The sequence below is a fragment of the Bacillus sp. GW823-FHT06B01 genome (genome assembly GCF_058952315.1).
On the sequence record NZ_JBXAHR010000008.1, the window covers coordinates 22143 to 44695 of the forward strand.

7 protein-coding genes are annotated in these 22553 nt (G+C 36.7%); all 7 read left to right on the forward strand.

What is annotated here, in order from left to right; translation table 11 throughout:
• Window positions 1-83: 83 nt before the first annotated feature.
• The 7 genes from AC1Q8N_RS25920 to AC1Q8N_RS25950 all read left to right on the forward strand — a co-directional run bounded on the left by AC1Q8N_RS25920 (window position 84) and on the right by AC1Q8N_RS25950 (window position 22506).
• The gene (locus AC1Q8N_RS25920; RefSeq protein ID WP_493521432.1) at window positions 84-8198 is read left to right on the forward strand and encodes a phage tail tape measure protein; all 8115 of its coding nucleotides are present in this window, start codon (window positions 84-86) and stop codon (window positions 8196-8198) included.
• Between the two features lie 67 nt (window positions 8199-8265).
• Entirely contained in the window at window positions 8266-9042 is a 777-nt protein-coding gene (locus AC1Q8N_RS25925; protein WP_098392752.1) for a distal tail protein Dit, read from the forward strand.
• A gap of 18 nt (window positions 9043-9060) precedes the next feature.
• Complete coding sequence (locus tag AC1Q8N_RS25930; protein WP_098392753.1) at window positions 9061-10341, forward strand: hypothetical protein; 1281 nt, start codon at window positions 9061-9063, stop codon at window positions 10339-10341.
• Between the two features lie 53 nt (window positions 10342-10394).
• The gene (locus AC1Q8N_RS25935; RefSeq protein WP_098646393.1) at window positions 10395-14165 is read left to right on the forward strand and encodes a pyocin knob domain-containing protein; all 3771 of its coding nucleotides are present in this window, start codon (window positions 10395-10397) and stop codon (window positions 14163-14165) included.
• 16 nt (window positions 14166-14181) lie between these two features.
• Window positions 14182-14727: a YomQ N-terminal domain-containing protein gene (locus tag AC1Q8N_RS25940; protein ID WP_098392755.1), complete on the forward strand. Its 546-nt coding sequence runs from the start codon at window positions 14182-14184 to the stop codon at window positions 14725-14727.
• Window positions 14727-15578: a hypothetical protein gene (locus tag AC1Q8N_RS25945; protein ID WP_098392756.1), complete on the forward strand. Its 852-nt coding sequence runs from the start codon at window positions 14727-14729 to the stop codon at window positions 15576-15578. Before AC1Q8N_RS25940 ends, AC1Q8N_RS25945 begins: the two co-directional genes overlap by 1 nt.
• Window positions 15579-15768: 190 nt before the next feature.
• Complete coding sequence (locus AC1Q8N_RS25950; protein WP_098640187.1) at window positions 15769-22506, forward strand: phage tail protein; 6738 nt, start codon at window positions 15769-15771, stop codon at window positions 22504-22506.
• Window positions 22507-22553: the final 47 nt, after the last annotated feature.

A 22553-nucleotide genomic window follows, 5' to 3' on the forward strand; every position in this document is an offset into this window, starting at 1 on the left:
TATTGCCAAAAACTAATTAGGACAGTTAAAGAATTTGCAAATTTTTTAAACCTGCAATCTACTACAAAGGAGCGTGAGAAAGAATGGCAGGAGATTTAAATATTAAGGTTAAAGCTACCTTGGACACTAAAGACTTACAGAGCAAGCTTAATGGTCATAAGGGGCTAAATGCTGAGATTTCTAAGTTGAAGTTAGATAACGAAGCATGGAAGAATTTTAAGAGTAGCTTAGAGAAGAAAATGGTCTCCATTAAAGCGAAGTTAAAGCTTGATGGTGAATCTTGGAATACATTCAAAAGCAGTATTGAGAAGAAGCACGTTACATTAGCAGTAAAAACAAAGCTAGACCAAGACTCTTTCAAAAGACTTTCTGATTCAATCGCTAATAAATCTGTAAAAGTCAAAGTTGAATCAGACAAAGCACAGGCTGAAAAAGTTGGGAAGAATGCAGGTAAGACAATCGGTGAAGAGGTAAATAAGTCTGTTAAAAGTTCTCTGAGCAGAACATTCAAAGATGCAGATTTCGGTGAAGACCAGTGGAAGAAAAAGGCTCAAAACCTTAGTCGTATGGTTGACCGTGATTTCTTTAAAAATGCAAAAGTTGGATATACATTCGATAAAGATGCAGAAGGAAATCTAAAAAGAATTACTGTAGCAGGTGAAAAAGCTGACGGAACAATGAAGAAATTAACGTTCGCAGTTGATAGCTTCTACAAGAAATTAAAAGGTGAAGACCAACTACGTCATACAGTGTCATTAATCAATGATAAGGATGTAGATAAGTCTGAGAAAGCTCTAAAGAGACTAGAACAGTCTGTAATTGAATTTAAACGTCAATTAAGAGCAAGTGGTGATACAGGTCTTATTAAAGAAGTAGAGAGATTACAGCAACTAGGAAAACTAGATAAGGATACTCTACAAACACTAAAGAATAAGCAAGCATTATATCAAGAGAGTCGTCAAAAGCTTGACCAAATGTATGCTGTTCAAAATAAGATGCTTGGACTACAGCAAAAGCTTAACATCGCTCAAGAGAAAGGTACACTATCTCGTGAGAAAGAATTAGAGTTCACTAAGAGATTACAATCAATCGGTGGATTAGATAACAATGATAAAAAGCTAAAATCCTTAACACGAATCAACCAAGAGATTCAAAGAGAAATTGAATTGCAACGTGAACTTAATAGACAGCGCACTGCTTCTATTGCTGAGCAAAAGAAAGAAGAAGCGTTCTTACGTCGTAAGATTCAGTTAGAGCAACAAGTTCAACAATTGAGAGCTAAAGCCTCTACTGAGAGCTACAGCACAGATAAGTACTTGCAACATCTATCTAGATTACAAGGTATTACAACTTCTAAGCAAGTTCAAGAGCTTGATAAGTTAGATAGAGAATTACTAAAAGTAAGTAAATCACTACAAACAGTGAATACTTCTATTGGGCAAACGAATAAATTCGAAACATTAAGTAGACGTTTAGAGGCGCTAGCTCCTAAGTTGAAAAATGTAGACCAAGAATTTACTCGTATGTCTCATTCTATCTCGAACTCAATGAAGACAGATAGAAGTGTTGAGAATCTTAAACGATTAGAAAGTGAACTGGGACGACTAGAACAGAAGGTTAATAGTGCTGTTAAATCGTTAAAAGCAGGAGAAACAATCAACGTTGGAGATAAGATTAATTTTGGTAGTTTTAAAAATAACGTTCAATCCTTCGAGAGAGACGTTCAAAATCTATCAAGAACAATGCACGGAGCTAAAGCTAATATTGTTAGTATGAGCAACGAAATCGGTCGAGATGGACAGCAAATGTCTAAGTTTAAAGTTCGTATCGACGATGGTAAAAAGAGTGTTCAAGAGTTTGCTTATGTATTAAACCATGCATCTAGAGAGCTTACTCGTATGGGTAGCGAACTTAGAAACAATGCAAACAAAAACTTAGGTGTTTTAGAGCAGTTAAAAATCGCTTTAGAACGTGTGCCAGTTTGGTTTGCTAGTACAACATTATTCTATGGTTCTGTTCAAGGTATCAAAACTTTAACGAAAGAAATCGTAGAATTAGATAAAGCCATGACAGACTTACGTCGTGTTGCTAGTGACGACGTAGATACTAACGCTCTGTTCGAGGGTGGTATTAAGATGGCATCTGAGCTTGGTAACAGTGCGAAAGATGTATTAAACACAATCTCAGAGATTAGTCGTTCTTATGACCAATTATCTGAACAGCAACAAATTTCATTAGCTCGTACAGCGACGATAGCTTCGAACGTATCTGACTTAAAAGCAGATGATGCGATGAAATCATTAATCGCAACGCTGAACGGTTACAACTTCGAAGTAGAAAAATCTATTGACCTAGTAGATAAAATGAACGAAGTCGATAACAATAACTCGATTTCGACTCAACAATTATCAGAGGCAATGATGAAAGCGTCAGCAACAGCTAAGACGTTTGGAGTAGATATTGATAGTTTACTTGGACACGTAACAGCGATTGGTGCGACAACGATGGAATCAGGTAAACAAATTGGTAACTCCTTAAAAACAATTTACTCTCGTGTAACAACACTTCCCGATGTAGAGACAGCACTGAAAGGTGTAGGTGTTTCTATTCGTACAGCAGGTGGAGATGCACGTAAAGTAGAGAATGTATTTAGTGATTTAGCAGGTAAATGGAAATACATGACTGATATGGAACGACAAAATATTGCCGTTAAAGTAGCAGGACGTAACCATTTAACTCGTTTCTTAGCCTTAATGAATAACTGGGATTTAGCTGTTAAAGCGACAAATGACTCATTAAACTCTCAAGGTTCAGCAATGCGTGAGAATGCTGAGTATCAAAAATCTTTAGAAGCACGAATTAACCGACTAAAGAACTCATTATCTGAGATGGCATTAGCATTCGGTGATGCATTCTTAAATGGTGGATTCATGTTGGCTTTAGACTTGACACAAGGTCTGATGAAAGGTGTATCAGCTCTTGCTCAGAACTTCGGTGTATTAGGTACTGTACTAGGTCTTGTTGGTGCAGGTTTAGTAGCATACAAAATGAAAGCTAACTATGGAGACCAAGCTACTTCACAATTGGTTCAACGTGGGGAAAAGGCTGTTGGTATGTTTGGAAGAATGGCAAAAGCTATTCATGGTATTCCAAAGCTTGATAATAAATTCACAGGGTTCAACTATAGAGCAATTGAGCAGGCAACTACAAGAATGGAACGTCTTGAAGCTACTCAAGGAAGAGCAAGACAGGCAACTGTTCAACTTGCGGATGCTCAAACAAAATTAGGACAAGCAATCAATGCACAGGCAACTAAAAAGCTTGATAGATACTACGAACAAAGCGCACAGCAGATGATGAAATATCATGATGCGATTCAAAAAGTAAAACAAGCAAAAGTAGAGAACGGTAAAGCAGGAATGCTAGATGTTGCAAAGATGAACATGGCTAACATGGCTTTAGCTACAACTACAGCTAAAATCAACGGTGTAGCAATGGCAACGAATATCGCAACAAAAGGTATTGGATTAATGAAAGCAGGATTCATGGGGCTAGTAGGCTTTATGAGTACAGCAATTCTTCCGACTATTGCTTTTATGGCGTTGGGAGTCGCTATTGAGAAAACAATAAACTACTTCGCTAAAATGAAAAAAGAACAAGAAGAGTTCAACAAACGTGTAGAAGAAGCAAGTGATGCAATTGGAAATCATGGTTCTGAATTAGAAGACCTTGTAGAAGATTATGATTTACTTTCTAGAAGTCGAAAAGAAGCTTTGAGTCCAAAAGATGCAAAAAAATTAGAAGAAGTTCAAAATAAAATCAACAAATTATTACCTACTGCTACAAAAGAAATTGATGCACAGGGTAATGCTCGACTGAAAAGTGTTGAAGCTGTTAAGGAAGAGTTAGAACTTGCAAAAGCCCTTGCCAAAGAAGAAAAGAAAATCTCTCTAGAAAGAGCGCAACAAAAGCAAAAGAAATCAAACGAAAAACTTTCAGATGTCTTAGATGACTACAATAAGAAAAAGAAAGATTATGATTACAAAAAAGAAGGAAAAGTAATTGGTTCGGGAATGGGAGCTACAGTTAAAAAAGACACTCTAGAGATTGCCGAAGCTAACATGAAATTGTACGAATCTGAGAAAAAAGTTAAAGAAGCATTTAAACAAAGCGGTACAGCTATCTTAGGTGTAGCAAAAGAACAAGTTAAACTAACAAATGAAAGAGATAGAGCTAAAAAGAAAAACAAAGACCAAACAAACTCAATTCGTGATTTAACAGCAGAAGACGAAAAGCTAATTCAAAAAATGATTCAAGCCAAAAACGCATCTGCTGATTGGAGTAAAAAAGGATTTGATTTAGAGAAACATACAGAGAAAGTCACTAAAGAAGCAACTTCGTATGGACAAGCTTTAACAAAGCTTCCACCTGTTTTAAGAAATTCATTCTCCGCATCTCAAACAGCTTCAAAAGGCTTTGATAAACAAGCCGAGGCTACGAGAGGTGTTCAAAGAGAATTGAAAGACTATGTTGGTGGATTAGTAGACAGTGGTAAAAAATTCAGCATGAATAGTGACAAAGCAAAAGAATTAACAAAACAACTAGAAGGGCAAGGTATCAGTTCTAATAAAGCAAAAGCTATGGTTCAGAACTTGGCTGATGCAGTTGCTAAAGAAGCTAAAGAAGCTAAAATCGGAGCAGGAGACAACAAAGCTCTAGCGGATAGTATTGAGGATGTTGATAAAAAGAGTTCAGATTTAGCAGGTACACTAGAATCTATCACTGGTATGAGTGCAGACCAAGTAAAATCAACCGAAGAATTAATTGCCTCTTCTGATAGATTAGGACAAATGACTTCACGAAATGAAAAACAAGAAAGACAATATAAACAAGTACGTGAAGAGTTAGCAAAACAATTCCCTGACCTTGTAACAGGTTACAATGAGCAGACTGGCGCAGTTGAATTGAACATGGATGCAATTAGAGAAGAACAAGGTTTGCAAAAAGAATACGCAGGTTTATATGAAAAGAATATTGCTGATTTATCCGAGAGTGAAAAAGCAAGAATGAGAGAAATTGAAGCGATTTTCAATAAAAACAATGCTTCAAGGGAAGAAGTCCTTCAACAAGATGCTTATATCAGAAAAACTGATGAGGAAATTGGTAAGAGGCGTGATGCATTAGCAACATTTGAAGATGCAAACGCAAAACTTGTTTCGGGTAAACAGCTAGATAAATCGGAAACAGAGGCACTTGAAGATGCAATTAACATCTTAGGAGATGCATACGGTGATTGTATTGTAGATGGTAAGTTACAAGCAGACCAAGTTCAAGCGAATATCGACAAAGATAAAGAAATGCTTGATACAGTAACGATTACATCAAACGGTATGGTTATTAAAAGTAGTGAATATACACAAAAACATGGTGAAGGTGTAAAGCAACGAGTTGACGCCAACAAGAAGAACCAAGAGAGTGAAAAAGAACTTGGTGACAAAACAAAAGAAGTTATGGATAACATGAAAAAGGATGCCGAGACTGGAAGTAAAGGTGTTCAAGATGGTGCGAAAAACGCAGGAGAAGCAATGAAAAAAGCTGGTCAAGAAGGTCAAGAGGGTGCATCTATGGCTCAGAGAGCATGGGAAACTTTCTCAGGAGTCTTCAAAGGTATCTACAACAGTGCTGTAGAGAAGTGGAAAGACTGGACAAGTAAGAAAAGCGAAATGCAATCTGCTCCTGCTCCTAGAATGGCTAGTGTGGAATCACCTGTATACTATTCATTTGCCTCAGCTCCAACGAGCCTAAGTGGTATGGAAATAATGCCTAAGTTCTACGCAATGCCTCCAATGGCTCCAATGTCTGTCTCAGCAGTACAACCAGTATCGGTACGTTCAAGCTTTGATGTTGACCATTCATATGATGATTGGAAAGATTCACAAACGCTCTATGGTGAATATGAAACACCTCCAATGTTAGCTTACAGTCGAACTAGTGAATCTATGCAAGAGGCATTTCAGCCTGATTTATTCGATAGATTAATGGGCGATTTATCTACTCAAGCAGGTATTCTTGAAGCCCATATGAATCGTGTTAAAGAATTATCGGCTGAATACAGAACGCTTTTAATTCAAATTGCAGGAATCGAAGAGAAGAAACGTAAAGAATCAGAGAAACAATTACAAACACTTATCAATAAAAATAGTCAACTTCAATATGAATTATCTACACTCCAAAATATTAGTTCTCATACAGAACAGCAACGTGAAAGATATAACAAATTAGCTCAAGATTTAGATGGAAATATCAAACAAATCCAATCGTTGAGAGTTGAAATTGAGAATCTAAAGAACTCTGTAAGTGAAAAGATGAACGAATCAATTACGAATTACTTAGATGAGATAATCAATAAGTATGAAGAAGTTGTTAAGAAAATCGAACACTATAAAACAGGTAAACTAGATTTCCAAAAAGAGATTATCAACTTAACAGATGAAGACAAAATCGGTGAGATTGTTAACTTAAATGTTGACAAGATGAACTGGTTAGAAACAATTAAAGGACATTACGAAAATCTAAACGATGAGTTACAAAAACAACTAAAATTAAACGAAGGCAATGCGGAAATTGTTGAAAAGCTAAACGAGCAAATCATGACAAATGAAAAAGCTTGGCGTGATGTTACAATCAGTATCCTTCAAACTCAAAAAGAGATTAAGGATATTCGTGCAAGCGTAGCTGACCAAGCAATTGAAGAGATGCGTAAATATTATGAGAAAGCTAAAGAGATTGCCTTTAAAGCAATTGAAGAAGAGAAGAAAGCTCTTGAAAAAGCTCATAATCAAAAATTGAAAAACTACGATGAAGAAATCGCTAAAATAACAAAATTATACGATGACAAATTGAAACTAATGACAGGAGATAAAGAAGAGGAAGACTTCAACTCTAGTCTTGGTGCATTACAAAAAGAACGTTCAGAAATGTTAAAACATATTTCTCTACTGTCTCTCGACGATTCATTAGATGCTAGAAAGAAAAAAGAACAATTACTACGAGAATTGGCTGAAAAAGAAACAGAAATTAACAACATGGTACGAGAGCGTGAGAGAGAGTTAGCACAGAAAGCATTGGAAGACCAAAGAGATGCGGAAATCCAAGCTCTAGAAGACAGAAAACAACAAGAAGATGACGCTTACAATGACAAGATTGAAAAACTTGATTTGGAAGCAGAAGAGATTGAGAAACACTATAACAAAATTCTAGATAACGAAAAGTACTGGGCTGACCTTCGTGACGAGTTCATCAAAGGGAATTTTGAAACAATTCGTAAAGAATTAGAAAAAATGAACGATACAATGAACGAAGTTATGGAAGGGAAATTCGGAGATATCTCGATTAAAATCGGTGAGTTCTCTGAGGAAGCAAGAAACAATTTGGAGGAATTTAGTAAGTCGATTTCTGAGAATCTAATTTTCACTATCGACAAAGCGATTGATAAAGTAAATCAGCTTAATAATGCTAAAATTCATAATCCATATGAAGGCAATGGCAATGGTATTAGTGGAAGCAACATCGAGAAACCAAAACCGATTGAGACAAAACCACCAGTAACAACGAAACCACAACCACCGCCTCCTCCCCCACCGCCACCACCGCCACCACCAAAACCTCCGATGCCAACAAGAGGTCGAGTGGTTAAGGTTACTGACGATAGTTACCTGCATATTCGTAACAATCCAAGTATGCAAGGAGAAATCATCCGTAGAATCCTACAGGGTGCGAACCTTCAAATCCTTGGCGAAAGCGGAGATTGGTGGAAAGTTAGATTCTCTAACGCACGAGGAACGACAGAAGGATGGTCTCACAAAAACTACATCCAAGCATTCGATACTGGTGGTTACACTGGTGACTGGATGGGTAACGAAGGCAAGATGGCAATGCTTCATAAGAAGGAGTTAGTTCTTAACAGAGAGCAAACTGGTGATATCTTACGTACTGCTGAAATCATGAAAGAGGTTAAGCAATTCATGCCTCAAGTTCCTCAATTATTATCAAGCTTCAACGGTGCTAAACCTGCTATGGCAGGAGCTAGTAGCTCATATGAGATTAACTTGTATGTAGATAAGTTGACAGGAGATAAAAAAGGCGGAGAAACAGTGTTGAAAACAGTAGTTGGAGGATTGAAGAAACTTGGAAGATAGGGAGACCTATCTTCTTTGTTTTTCTCTTTTTTGCAAATGAAATAAATAATGAATTAGAGGTGAAAAGATGGCAACTAAAAAGGAAAGTCTATATTTCAATTATGCAGGACAATGGTCTTCTGAGTTTGGGATTGTAAATGTTAATATGTCGGATGGGATGTATCAGGAGCAATTCGTAGCCAACAGAAGTATTGTAGAGCAGAAAGTAAAAGGAAATCCAAATCCTTATCTATTCAGAGTAGATGAAGAGCCACTTGAGTTCGAATTAACATTTGCTTTTGAGGAAACTTACGATGAGAAGAAGATACGAGAAGTTATCCAATGGCTATATCAAGACTATTATCAACCTCTCTATTTCTCAGAGGAGTTTGATAAAATCTATTACTGTATGCCTGTGAATGACTCAAGCATCACTCACAACGGACTCAAAGAAGGTTATGTCACGCTGAAAATGCGATGCAATTCACCATATTTATATAGTCCGATATACATGACTGATGTCTATGATTTAAGTGAAAGCAAAGGGAAGACTAGAGTAGTCCTTCGTAACACAGGAGACGTAACAACAATGCCCGAAATTTCACTTACTAAAATCGGAGATGGAAAAGTTACTTTTATAAATCACAGTGACCACGGACGTATCTTTGAATTAATTAATCTCAAAGATAAAGAAGATATTTATGTGAATTGTGAAAAAGAATTGATAGAAACAAGCCGTATGGGTGTGTATAGATATGACAGCATGATTGGCGATGTCCCTGCACTCTTATATGGAGACAATCATTTTGAAATCGAAGGTAATTGTAAGGTTCGATTTAGGTATCAAAATAAATTCAGATTCTAATGAAAGGAAGGTGAGAGTATGCCGAAATTTGCTCATGAGGGTAATATCCCCGAAGGCTCACCATTGCATTATATTAAGCGTAAAGGTGATTCAAGTGACCCGTATTTAGATATTACAGAGATGATAGTAGTTCAAAATGGACGTGCGCCACTTAAAGAAGTTCCTGATAGAGTGAACAAGGTTGTGGTTAGTGATGCAAAAGATGTTCTTTGGAATGAAGTAAAGACTAAGAATGAAATCAAGAATCCTACTGATTATAGTGTTGATTATCGTGATGGTGTAGTTTATTTCCATGAATCTGCTCATGGTAAGCGATTGAAATTTAAGTTCATGGGTACTGGGGTTTTCTTAATTCCTATGAGTCGTATTTGGACTGAATACGAAGGTGGTAAGCCTACTGATACATTGAAAACATTAGTCGATGAGACTTATGCAATGTTAGATAGAGGGAATAAGAAAATCACAGAAACAGAGAGTGCTAGACAAGAGTCTATTAAAACTACGAACAATGCCAATGCGAAAATCACTGATATTGAAAATCGTACTAAGGCTAGTGAAAAGAAAATCGCAGATAAGATTGCAGAGGTTGAAAATAGAACAGTAGCTAGCGAAAAGAAAATGACTGATAAAATCAGCGAAGTAGACACGAAAACTAATGCTGTGATTACCAAATCTGATTCATTTGTTAATACTAAAAAAGCTGAGTATGAAAAATATGTATCAGATAAAAAGGCTGAATTAGATAAGTATAAAGCTGATAAGAACGCTGAAATTGATACGAATTTTTCTAATAAATCTAAAGAGATAGATACAAAGGTTAACAATAAAATCACAGAAGTCGATAACAAAACGAATGCAAAAATAACTGAGGTAAACACAACGTTAACCAAAAAGGTCGGAGAGTTCGATACGAAAGTCAAAGAAGTAGATACGAAAGTAAATGCCAAAGTACTTGAAGCTACGAACAAAATTGCGGAGACCGAAAAGACTAGACTGGAAACTGTAACTGCTACAAATAATGCGAATACAGCAACTAAGAACGCAAATGACCAAGCGACTTACGCTAAGCAACAAGGCGATTATGCTAAGGCTCAAGGTGACTATGCAAAAGCTCAGGGAGCGAATGCTAAAACACAAGCTGATTATGCGAAAGGTCAAGGTGATTATGCTAAGAAGCAAGGTGAAAATGCTCTTGATATTCAAAAAGAATATTTAGCCAAAGAAGGATTCAATATTGTCGTTTCCGCTACAGAGCCGAAAACAGATAATTTGAATACATTTTGGTTTCATGAAGGTTGAGGTGTGAAGCAATTGTTTCACACCTATTTTAATAAGGAATGGAAGGTGTAAAAATGGCTGATAAAAATATTACGATGAAACGTAAGACAGCTCAAGGGTGGGACGTTTATTACCCTAAAACTAAAGGTGGAAACATCATTCAAGATGGCAATAATAGATTAGTAACTGATGCGGAAAAGAAAGTATGGAATGATACTTTAGGCAATGCAAATAAATATACAGATGAGCGAATCACATCACAGTATAGAATTGATTTAACAAAGCTAGACCCGAAGAAAGCATACCCCGTTTCTTTCGATGGTTATACAAAGGTATTAATTCAAAGGAATGCTCATCAAGATAATCAAGGGAATCCGAACTTATCTTTATCTCTGCATACCATGCCTACAAGTTGGGGAAGCAATGCTCCTTTCCATGAAGTTATTCATAGACAGACTTATGCAACAGATAAACCATTAGTTAAGAAAATCTTATCGAATCTTGAGAGTGGCTTAACTCACGTATATCTAGTGGGTGGGTATACATACAACATTACAAATCTATTGAAATTTGGTAAACGAGCTGTAGTTCAAGAGACAGACTTTACAGACCCTAGAGGCAATAAAGTTGTTCCTGTTGAAAATCACGATTCTGCATTGTTGCAAGGTTATTTCTTTGGAACTACAGAATGTAATTTAAGTAGTACCTCTAGACCAGTAGGCTATTTTACCGATGAAGACATGAAGAATGTTTTAGCTCATGTGAAAGATGACAAGATTCATAAAGACTGGGGATTATGGAGTACAAATGGTGGTCAAGACTTGCTAGCTAGAGATAAAAGAGCTATGGTAGCTCAGGCTGATGACAGACTGGTAATAAACTACTTAGGTGACTTCAAGAATGGTGTGCAAGTTCACAGCGCATTAACTACAAATGGACAGATTGTAGCAGGTAATGGTCTTGTAAGTGACAAAGGATACTTTGAGATTGGTAGTTATAACACTACAACGTATGGCGTAGGAAAGATGCAATCATTCTATGACGCTAAGAATAAATTGTGGAAAATCCAAGGTAAAGATGACAAAGACGCTGTAGTTGCTATGAAAATGCAAATCAACGGGAAAGACGTTGCAACTTCCGATGATATCGCTAAACAGGTATCTAAAACAGGTGACACTATGACTGGTAACTTAAACTTCAATAAAACCCTAGATGGTATCACATGGAATATGAATACAGATTATGCTAAGGTTTACTTTAAAAATGACAGCGATGCTGATACTGATAGCTACTTAGCCTTTGAGACTGGCGACAATGGAAATGAACATTTCAAATGGTTGACTAAAAACAGTACAACTACTAGTGAAATGATGAAATTAAACTCAAACGGTCTAACAGTAATGGGTAAAGCTGTTGCGACCTCTGATGATTTAAACAAAAAGCTAAATAAAACAAGTGATACTACTGATGACCTTCATATGATTAATCCAAAAGTTGTAGCAGGTTCAGCAGACCACGGATATCTATCTTTCTTCCCTAGAACAAAAGAGCCAACAAAACGTGGAGCTTATATGGGATTCGGAGGAGCAGGTTCAGACCTAATGACAATCAACAATGAGACTGGTGGAGATTTAAATCTTGTTGGTAAAAGGGTTCTTGTTAATAGTAAAGAAATTGCTATGAAAGATGAAGTTTCATCACTTGTTGCAGGTATTGGTCAGAAACATAAATTAACGCAAGATGATGGAAGACCTATTTCAGTAAGTAACCAAAGCTTCAATAGTCTTCAAGCAGGTGGGTATTACATGGGTGCTGAAATGAAAGATGCGCCACTTCCAGCTACGGGTAATTGGTGGTTCATCGAAATCATGCGTCATGGGGATGGATGGGTTCATCAACGTGCTACATGGTTTAATACTACTACAGTAGAGACGTATGAGCGTCAGATGTACAATAAAGTATGGCAACCGTGGAAAAAGACAGTCACACCGAATGGTTGGGGTTTTTGGAGAACTAACGGTGGTCAAGACTTGTTAGTCCACGATAAGCGTGCAATGGTTGGGTTTGCTACAAATGGTGGCGATAAATTAGAACTTAACTATGGCAAAGACTTTGCAAATGGAGTGAATGTCGCAGGTAAGCTAACGGTTGATGGAAATGATGTAATCCATAAAGGATGGAATGTCATGAGAGATTCTTCACAAACGATAACTGTACAACAAGATTGGCACGCTATTACTGAAACAGGATTATATCTTGTTACAGATGCAACAGGAACTAGACATGCTAGTACGCCACCAAATTGTTATCCATATGGTGTGTTAGAAGTTTATCGAACTGGAAGTAACCAAGCATTATTCCAACGTTACACTTCACACCAAAACTCTCAAGTTTTCGTTCGTTCTGCATGGGCAAAAGCTTCATGGTCAGCATGGAGACGATTAGCAGATGAAGATACTTTAAACTCTGCTATTAATACAGGTGACGCTAAGCAAGTATCTAAAACAGGAGATACAATGACAGGTAACTTGAAATTTGATACAAACGGAGGAGAAAGAAGAGTATTTGCACAATCAACAGATATTGATGCAGGTTTCTATTTCAATAAAACAGGGTTAGGATTATACGATTGGAAGAATAAGAGAAATGTATTTGGATTAAATCCAAATACTGGTCAATTAAACTTCGAACCAATTAGACTAACTAAGAACGGAGTAGACATTGCAACCGTAAATGATGTGAACAACCGAGTTGCAAAAAGTGGAGACACGATGACTGGTCAACTTCTAGTGAATGTAGCAGGCGAAAAATCAACTCCTATCATAGCACAAAATGGAGCAGGGAAAATCCGCATCCTACCATATGAAGGAGATTCAAACTACATTCAAAGCGGTACAACTGCTGATGAAGCGAAGAATCTACGTATTACTGGTTACAATGGCAAACAAATGCAAAGAGTTAATATCAACGCTGTAGATACAGTTGTAGAAGGAAATCTTGTTGCAGGTAAAAATATTTCACTAAACAATGGAGGAGAACCAAATATTTACTTCCATGACCATACAAGTATTTTCAGCAGAGCTGATAGAACTGGTTTCTATGATAGAAAAGAAGGGAAAACACATCTTGCAATTGATAATGGCACAAAGGCTGTTCAAGTTGAAGGTGGTTACAACCTAAAGGTAATTAATGGCGGTCAGTTCGAAGCAGGTGCTTTTGCTATAAGAGGTCAAGATTTACTTGTTCACGGTAAACGTGCTTTAGTAGGTTTTGCGAACGATAAGATTAACTTGAACTACGCAAAAGACATGCCAAATGGTGTTTTAAGTAACGGTAAGTTTGAAGTTTACGATGGTCAATTACATGTTACACAAAATGGTAAGAATGCAATTATTGGTTGCGGTGCAGGTGATGCATACCTACACAACTCTAAATCAGGTAAATACTTGCAATTAAAAGATGACGGAACATTCAGTTATGACGGTAAAAAAGTTGCTCTTACTGATGATGGAAGTCATATCAAGTGGAGTGCATTCACAAACTATCAAAATGGATTCAAGCCACTTCCTGAGGGAAATGCTCTATTCTATGGAATTGACCAATTTGGATTCAAGCATATCAGAGGGTTGGTTACAGGAGGAAGTACAAATGCAGGTGTAGCTATTGGTAAATTACCTGACTTCATGAAGCCTAGCTATTGGACTGCTATTACTGCAACATATGATACAACTGGTGGAGCAAATTATGTTCCATGTGCAGTTCATGTGAGTTGGGGTGGAGACTTAATTTGCCAAAACTCAAGAAGTGCTTCTAGTTTCATCATCATCAATGGTTACTACAAGTAAAAGAAAGGGGAATGAAATGAGTATTTTTTACATGTTTAATGAAAAGTTTGAATACGTGCAACCTGTTCATGATTTTGAACTTCCTATAGAAGTAGACGAAGAAACAGGGGATAGCTATTTGGTTATCCCTTCAAATTGCACAGATGTTCAGCCACCTATAACTGTTTATGGAGTGGCTATTTTTAATCCGAAGACAAAAACATGGTCTGATACTATGACTGAAAAGGAATGGTTGAAACAAGAGCGAGAAAATCGTGTGCCAACAGGAGAGGAAATGGTTGGTCAGCAAATCTCAGATTTAGAGATTCAACTGATGGAGCATGGTGAGACGAATGAACAACTAGGTCAACAAGTTTCAGACCTTGAAATTGACCTAGTAGAACAAAGTGGAAAGCACGATGAATTAGGTCAGACAATGACAGACTTAGAGATTAGTTTAACTGAGGAGAACGAAAAGCTTAAAGAAGAGAAAGACGAATTAGGTCAACAGTTAACTGATTTAGAAATTAAATTAATGGAATTAGAAGAGAAGATAGATGGATTAGTAGGAGGTACAGAATAATGGCAAAACCAAGATTCTTAATGAGAAGTGATGAAATGAATACAGCAAATGAAGAGGTTATTACGGATGAAACAGTAACACCACTAGAAGAAGTGCAAAAAGAAACTGCAAATGAAGTTGAAGTTGAAAATAAAGTGGATGTGACTGAGCCGACAATCAAAGATGAGACACCAGTATTAAATGAAGGTGTCGAAGGAGAAGTCGAGGACGAAAGTGAGACAGTCGATGAATTAAAAGAGACAAAAGTAGAAGAGGATAAAGCGACTGTAACTGATGTTGAGGATGGTCTTGTAGAAAATCCAACAGTAAATGAAGTGCAAAAAGAAGTATCCCCAAATGAAGGCAATGTTGTTGAAGAAGTAGTTAATGAGGAAACAACAGGTGAAATCAAAGAGGAAAAGCCAAAAGAAGAAGTAGCCGAAGTAAAAGAGCAAGAAGACGAAAAAGATGGTAAGGCTACTATTGATGAAGTTAAAGTTATTGATGATTCTGAAAAAGAAAAAATCGTTGAAGAAGTAACTGATAAAGTAATTGAAGGTATGAAAGATAAAGACAAAGAAGGTTTAAAAGACGAAATCAAAGAAGTTGTCAAAGAAGTTGTTGATGAAATTATCAAAGAAAAACAAGATAAAACAAATGATGAAATTAAAGAGGAAGCAAAAGATGTGGTTGAAGAGGTTGTTGAGGAAAAGCCTACTAAAGTAGAGCCAAGTCCAACTAGCAAAGATTATCCTAAGTGGAAAGATAGATTCCTTAGAAATTGGGCAACTGTTCAGCAATTGAGAAAGGTGTGTAATCTGAAAAAAATTACACCGCCCGAATTTGAGTATTTAACTGACGAAAAATACTAAGGGTTATATCTTACATCTTGCATAAAATCAGTATTTTATGTTATAATTATGAGTTAAGACTAGTTTGACAATTGTCAGATTTTATGGTATGATACAAGTGTAATAAATAATGAATCTGAACAAGGCAGGTGCATATGCATCTGTCTATTTTGGGTTTTCTTAGAATACGAAAGGGGAAGTAAGCAATACGATGTTTTTAGACATAGATAGAACCAAAAGACCACAGAAACCAGTTCTGCATTTAGCAAAACCTAATATGCGAGTGGTATCTCGATTATCGGAAGCATCCGAAATCTCATTAGATACGAAGCTTGGTGATTTAAACGAGCTTACGTTCACTATCCCTTATAAAGTTGATTTTAATCACCAGTTAATTGACAATCCAAACACAGCTTTAGTGAGGGAACGTTTCTTAACAAAGGTCAAAGTGGGCGCACATAAAGAATGGTTTATGATTAAAGCCATTACTGATGATGGTAGTGATATCGACAAAATGACAGTCAGTGCAATTTCTCTTGGATACGAATTAGCAGGTAAGATTATTCGTGAATACAACGTTGAGTCATATAGCCCTCGACAAGTATTTGCTGATGTTTTATCAGGAACAGGTTGGTATATCAGTGAAATGTCTGCTGAGCTAGAAAATATGTACAGAGCATATGATTTCTCTTCAACTACAGCTTTAGATGCAGTGATTCAAATCGCTCAAACATTGAATGCTGTACTTGTTTGGGATACAGAAAATAGAGAAATTAAATTATATAAAGCCGAAGAAATTGGTAAAAATCGTGGATTTACAATTAACTATGGCAAGTATCTAAATACCATTAGCCGTGAAAGAACGACGGATGAAATGGTTACAAGATTAAAGGTTTATGGTAGTGATGGACTATCAATTAACTCAGTAAGCCCTACTGGTGTAGGATATTTAGAAGATTTTAGCTTCTTCATGTATCCATTCGAGCGTGATGCTAAGAAAAATGTGATTCGCAGTAGCTACTATATGAGTGATGAATTATGTCACGCTATCCTAGATTTAGATGAGAAGATTGAGAAGAATAAACTTGAAGTCAAACGATTGATTGACCAAAAAATTAGTGAATCAACACTAGTTGCTGAGCAAGAAACACAAGTAACACTTGCAGAAGGTCAATTGAATGTAACGATGGATAAGTTAGATATGGCAAAAGCTTCTGAGAATAAAAAGCTAACTGAAGAGTTAACTCAAGAGAAGAAAGCTAAGGCAAGTGCTTTAAGAACACAGCAAATTATACTTAGAAGTTACAGACAGAGATTGAATGAAGTAGAAGACGAGCTATATGAAATGAGAGATTCTTTATCTCTTGAATACAATTTCGAGCCTCATCTTATCGAAGAAAGAAATCTTTATATCATCGAGAAGGAATGGAGCGATGATAGAATCACTGACCCCGAAGAGCTGTATCAAGCAGGTAAAGAGGCATTTAAAACTCTTCGTGAGCCAACAATGGTTATTAATATCGACATCGTAAACCTATTGGAAATTGTCGATGAGCAACATAACTGGGACAAGGTTCGATTAGGTGACAAGATACACATTGCATATCCTCAAATGGGGATTAATACGTTGGCTACTATTATTGGTGTTAACTACAATTTTGAAAGCGCATCCATTTCACTGACGATTGCTAACGTGACTAATATCGAGACGGATGAAGATAAATTAATCAAATTGCTTTATCAATCTTCACATGCATCGGCAACAGTTGAGAGCAATAAGTCAAAGTGGAATCAAGTAAAAGACGTTTCTAAAGATGTTCAATCATTACTGTCTAGTGAATGGGATGCAACGAAACAGCAGATTAATGCAGGTGTAAATAACTCTGTAACTATTGGTGGTCGAGGTATCATTATCCGTAATCCTGATTATCCAAACGATGTATTGGTAGCTCAATCGGGTGTACTAGCATTGAGTCGTGATAATGGTGAGACTTGGAAAACAGCAATCAAGCCAACGGGTATTGTCGCTGAAAGAATCATTGGTCAAATCATTGCAGGTGAAAACTTAGACATGGTCAATGAAGCAGGAACATTTAAGTTTGATAAGAACGGTGTAGAAATTGATGCTAAGGCATTTAAGGTTCGCACTGGTGATAAGACGGTAAACTTAGTTGAAAAATGGACAAGTTCAAATAATTTCTTCGAAGAGTTCACAAATGATAGTGTGCTATCTTCATACGAAAAGAGTAGAACAAAAGAAGAATGGGATAAAATAGCTGAAAATTACAAAAACTTAAACGGACAGGCTGTAAAGATGTGGGTTGAAGCTTCAAAAAGACCAATAGAGTTAAAGGTTCTAGAACAGAAATATACTGAGTTAAACCGCTACCTATTCGTTGAGAAGCATGGAGATAAGCCACTGTTGGATGCTAGCAATATGAGTGTAGCTACTAATATTGTCAGAAAGACATTTAATGATAAGTTCAGAGCTTACTACACTGCCGAAGACCAACTTAGAAATAAATTATTAGATAAGCTTCAAGAGAACATCACAGAGGTATCATTTGAAGTTGGAGAAGACAGGATTGTTGCGAAGGTAACAAATAGTAAAGCGTTCAAAGATATGGTTGAAAATGCTGATAGTTTAGCTCAACAATTAAGAGAAGCACAGCAAAAAATCACTGACGATGCAATCGTAAGTACTGTTACAAAATCTACTCAATTCAAGAATAAAGCTGATGCTAATGATGTTTATAGCAAAGATGATGTGAAGTTTTTATCATCAAATAACATGTTGCATGATACTGAGTTCGACAATGGATTAGGTAAATGGACAACTACTAAGGATGCAAATCGCAGTGTCGATGTAGACCGAAACATTAAGTTTGAAGGTTCAAATTCAATCAAAGTTTCTGCTAAAAATCAAACAACCAATTCATTTACGACTGCTAATTCTGAGTGGATTGATTGTAAAGAAGGTCAACAATATACTGCAAGTGTCTATCAGTATGTAGAGAAATATGACCTTGATGCAGGTGGGAAAATCGCTATTCAATACTACGAAGGTGATACATATCTATCTGAGACACAACAAGATTATCAAGCTATTGATAATAAGAAATGGAAACGAATTTCTGTAATGGGAACTGTTCCTGCAAAGGCAACTAGAATAAGAATTACATTGAGTGTGAGAAAGAATGGTACGATGTGGTTCGCACGTCCAATGTTACAGCTTGGTAGAGTTATCACTTCTTGGACACCTCATGTTGACGAATTAGCGACAGAATTGAACTCTATGATTGAACAAGTTGCAGGCAAAATCAGTTTAGTAGTTACTGAAACGAATCAGATTAATGGTGAAGCAATCACTTCACAAATCATTCAAACTGCACGAGCAATTGAGATGTTGTCTGAGAAGATTAATCTTAAAGGTAAAGTTACATTTGATTCCTTTGATGGAAATCTTAAAAAGACATTCAATGCTGATGGTACTTTCAATCTAACAAGAGCAAGTGGTCAGTTAGATGAGAAATTCATCAAAGATGCAAACAAGTGGAACAAAGCTTCGGGTGATGCTGAAAAAGCAACTGACAAACTGATGGAAATGATTCGTGATGATAAGTTAACAGCCACAGAGAAACAAACTATCAAGAGAGAGTTAGAAGTTCTGCAAGCCGAAAGAGCAAACATTGTAGCAAATGCAGATTACTACAAAATCACGACAGAGAAGACTAGATATGAAGAAGCTCTAAATGCTTTAGCAAATTATTTAGCTCCAATTTTAAAGGACATGGCTAATACATCTGATATTGTAGGAGACACTTTACGTGGTCAGTTCAAGACTGTTTACGATAAGAAGGCTTATTTACAAAAGACTATTAGTAATAAAGCTAAAGAGTTAGCTGATAACGCACAAGGTAAAGCTAATGAAGCTCAAAACAAAGCAAGTAATGCTTTGAAAGAATTAAATGAAATGGCTGATGACAATGTAATTACACCTTATGAGAAACTAGGCATAAGGAAGGAATTACAGGAAATTTCGGCTGAGAAACCAACCTTAGAAGCTCAGGCAAATCAGTATGGTATTGGCGCTGAAAAAACAGCTTTCATAAACGCTTACAATGCATTAGACGCTTACTTAAAACCAATCCTTTTCCCTGTTGTACCTGCATCGGTTATCAATGGTGATGAGTTTAGAAATAAATTCAAAGACTATTATGATACGAAAGTCAAACTCTTAAAAGCGGTTTCCACTAAGATTCAAGGTTCTGCTGATGAGGCTAAGAAGAAAGCTGATGAAGCAAATAAATCAGCGAATGAAGCGAAAGAACAAATCAAGAATGCGAATCTTCAACTCGTTAAAGACCGCAAATCATGGGATACAGCTTATGAGCGTGTTGACCAATGGACTGCTACAGGTACGACGGAAATTGATGGAGGAAAGTTGAAAAACGAATCTATCATTTCGAATAAAGTTGCGATTGGTAACTGGGATAACCTGTTTAGTAACGGAACGATGGAGTACGGAAACTTAGGATTCACAGGTAATACCTTTGAAATTATCAATGACCCTACTAATGCTCATCAAGGAAATCATTACTTGAGAATCAAGTGGAATGGTCAGTTTAATGATATTTACGATAGCAAGCCTATGAAAGTTATCGAAGGTGAGCAATATTACCTTGAAGGTCAAGCAAGACTTCTGAGTGGTTCTGATACGACAAGAACATTCATTGTTCAAATATTAGATAAAGCAGGTAAAGTAGTTAATCACCTTATCGGCTCTGATACATTGAATACAACTTGGAAGCAAATCGCTTGGACAGTGACTATTCCAAAAGGTGTCGTTGCGATGCGAATTGGTGTTTCTGTTGGCGGAGAAAAGAATGCTAATAACTACACGATGTTTGATTCTTTATTCTGTAAGAGAATGTCAGAGGGAACATTAATTGTTGATGGCACAATCAAAGGTAAGCATTTAGCTGTTGAGTCTATTACAACAGACAAACTTACGGTTGGTGAAGGCGAGGTTCAAGAAGGAAACATTGCAAGAGGTAAGCCTGTTAGTGGATTCACTCCTGTCCCTGCAAACTCAGGAACAACACCTACAAATGGTAAGAACAAAGTTGATTACAACGTATTCTCTCAATTTGGTAGTGGGAATCAGAGTAACAATGGTGCAGAAGGTAGCTATATTGAGATTGATTTAGGTAAGACATATCGAATCTCTGAATCTAGAGCATTCTTCTACACTGGTGGTAAACGATTCTATTGGTACAAAATTAAGTATTCTACTGATAAAACGAATTGGAATTATGCTGTAGGTAAGAGTGGAAATAAAGGATGGGCTACATCTATTTCTGAGGAAGAAAGTGGAAACAAAGAGTACAACCCTACGATTGATAACTTTACTCCTGCAATCTCTGCTAGATACCTACGATTGTATGCGAATGGTAACGTGTTTAATAACGGCAACCATATCTATGAGTGGGAGCTATATTGTGCTAAGCAAGTCAAAGTCCACGGTGGACACGTTGAAGCTGAGACACTTGATGTGAGGTCTCTTAAAGCAGGTAAGATTGATGCAGATAGGATTTCCATTGAAAACAACAAAGTTAAATTAGATTCACGAGGAGTAACCGTATCTGATGCTGATTTTCTGCTGAAAGATGCTTATACAGACTCGACTTATTCTATTATTCCACGTTCAAATCTTATTCCCGACCATAGTTTTGAGTTCATGACTCCAAATGGAACTGTACCCGATGCAGATAGTACATTTACCATTGCTCACTCTCCATTTTGGAAGCAGTTGGGCGCACCAAGACTTGAGATTGATACTGGTGATTATACAAATAGACCACATCTATTCGGTAGTAAAGCAATTAAAGTAAATTCCTCTCACTGGGTTCGTGGAGTATTAGAATCACCTACCATTGCTCAAGGTAGAACTTACACATTTAGTGCATTTGCTAGATGTGCATCTGATGGCGGAAAACTGGTGCAGGGATATCCTAATATTCGTATTCAATTTGTTGATAAAAACGGCAATGCGATTACACAGATGTCAGGACACCAATTCGCACAAACTAAACTAGATGGTTCAATCAATCGAAGCTCGTACACTTTTACAGCACCTAATAACCTACCTTATGGATTCAAACTAAACTTAGATATATTTGGTGTAGGATGGGTAGCATTTGATGGCGCACAACTTGTAGAAGGTACTGTGGCAAGTATCTATAATCCTGATGATTCACTTGTTCATTTAAAAAATGGACAACTACCATTTGAAGAAGTAGCAGTTGGTACAGCAGGTACAATTGGTCACTTAGGTGATGACTTGACATACGAATCCAAAGGCAATGAGCATATGTTCTCTGCTAGATACAAGTATCTTGGTGGATTTAAACGATTTGATTATCCTGCAATGATTGTAGGCGAGTCAATGATAAAAGACTACACTGGTGGTAACGTTATGGAGTTCAAACGTTCAACAGACAATGGATTCAAGAACGTTTTAGCGAATGATTATCTTCGTCCATCTTTAAGTAAGTGGAAAACCAACATCAAAGAATATGAGAAGAGTGCATTAGATAAGATTTGTGACACGCCTGTTTATACATACGACATGATTGATTTTGGTAGACACACATGTCAACCACCAAAGAAATTACAACATTTAGATGTATATAACAACAATATTTTAACAACTGGCGCAAATCAACTTGGTCTAGTGGTAGAGGAGTCACCTGATGAGATTGTCAGAGATGACCGAAGTATTTCTTCATATGCGGTTGAAGCTATGCTATGGAAAGGTACACAAGAGCTTAATAAGAAGGTTAAATCCTTAGAAGAAGAGGTTCATTCTATTAAAGAAGAGAATCTTCAACTTAAAGAACAAATGGAAAAAATAATGAAATTATTAGGAGAGATGAAAAATGATTGAGAAGGGCAAGCGTTCCCTTCCTTTCATTTCACATAAAAAGAAAACAG

What these genes read in the sequence shown, in the direction of transcription:
- AC1Q8N_RS25935 (WP_098646393.1), top strand. Translation starts at nt 10,395, where the DNA reads ATGGCTGATAAAAATATTACGATGAAACGTAAGACAGCTCAAGGGTGG.
- AC1Q8N_RS25945 (WP_098392756.1), top strand. Translation starts at nt 14,727, where the DNA reads ATGGCAAAACCAAGATTCTTAATGAGAAGTGATGAAATGAATACAGCA.
- AC1Q8N_RS25940 (WP_098392755.1), top strand. Translation starts at nt 14,182, where the DNA reads ATGAGTATTTTTTACATGTTTAATGAAAAGTTTGAATACGTGCAACCT.
- AC1Q8N_RS25925 (WP_098392752.1), top strand. Translation starts at nt 8,266, where the DNA reads ATGGCAACTAAAAAGGAAAGTCTATATTTCAATTATGCAGGACAATGG.
- AC1Q8N_RS25950 (WP_098640187.1), top strand. Translation starts at nt 15,769, where the DNA reads ATGTTTTTAGACATAGATAGAACCAAAAGACCACAGAAACCAGTTCTG.
- AC1Q8N_RS25930 (WP_098392753.1), top strand. Translation starts at nt 9,061, where the DNA reads ATGCCGAAATTTGCTCATGAGGGTAATATCCCCGAAGGCTCACCATTG.
- AC1Q8N_RS25920 (WP_493521432.1), top strand. Translation starts at nt 84, where the DNA reads ATGGCAGGAGATTTAAATATTAAGGTTAAAGCTACCTTGGACACTAAA.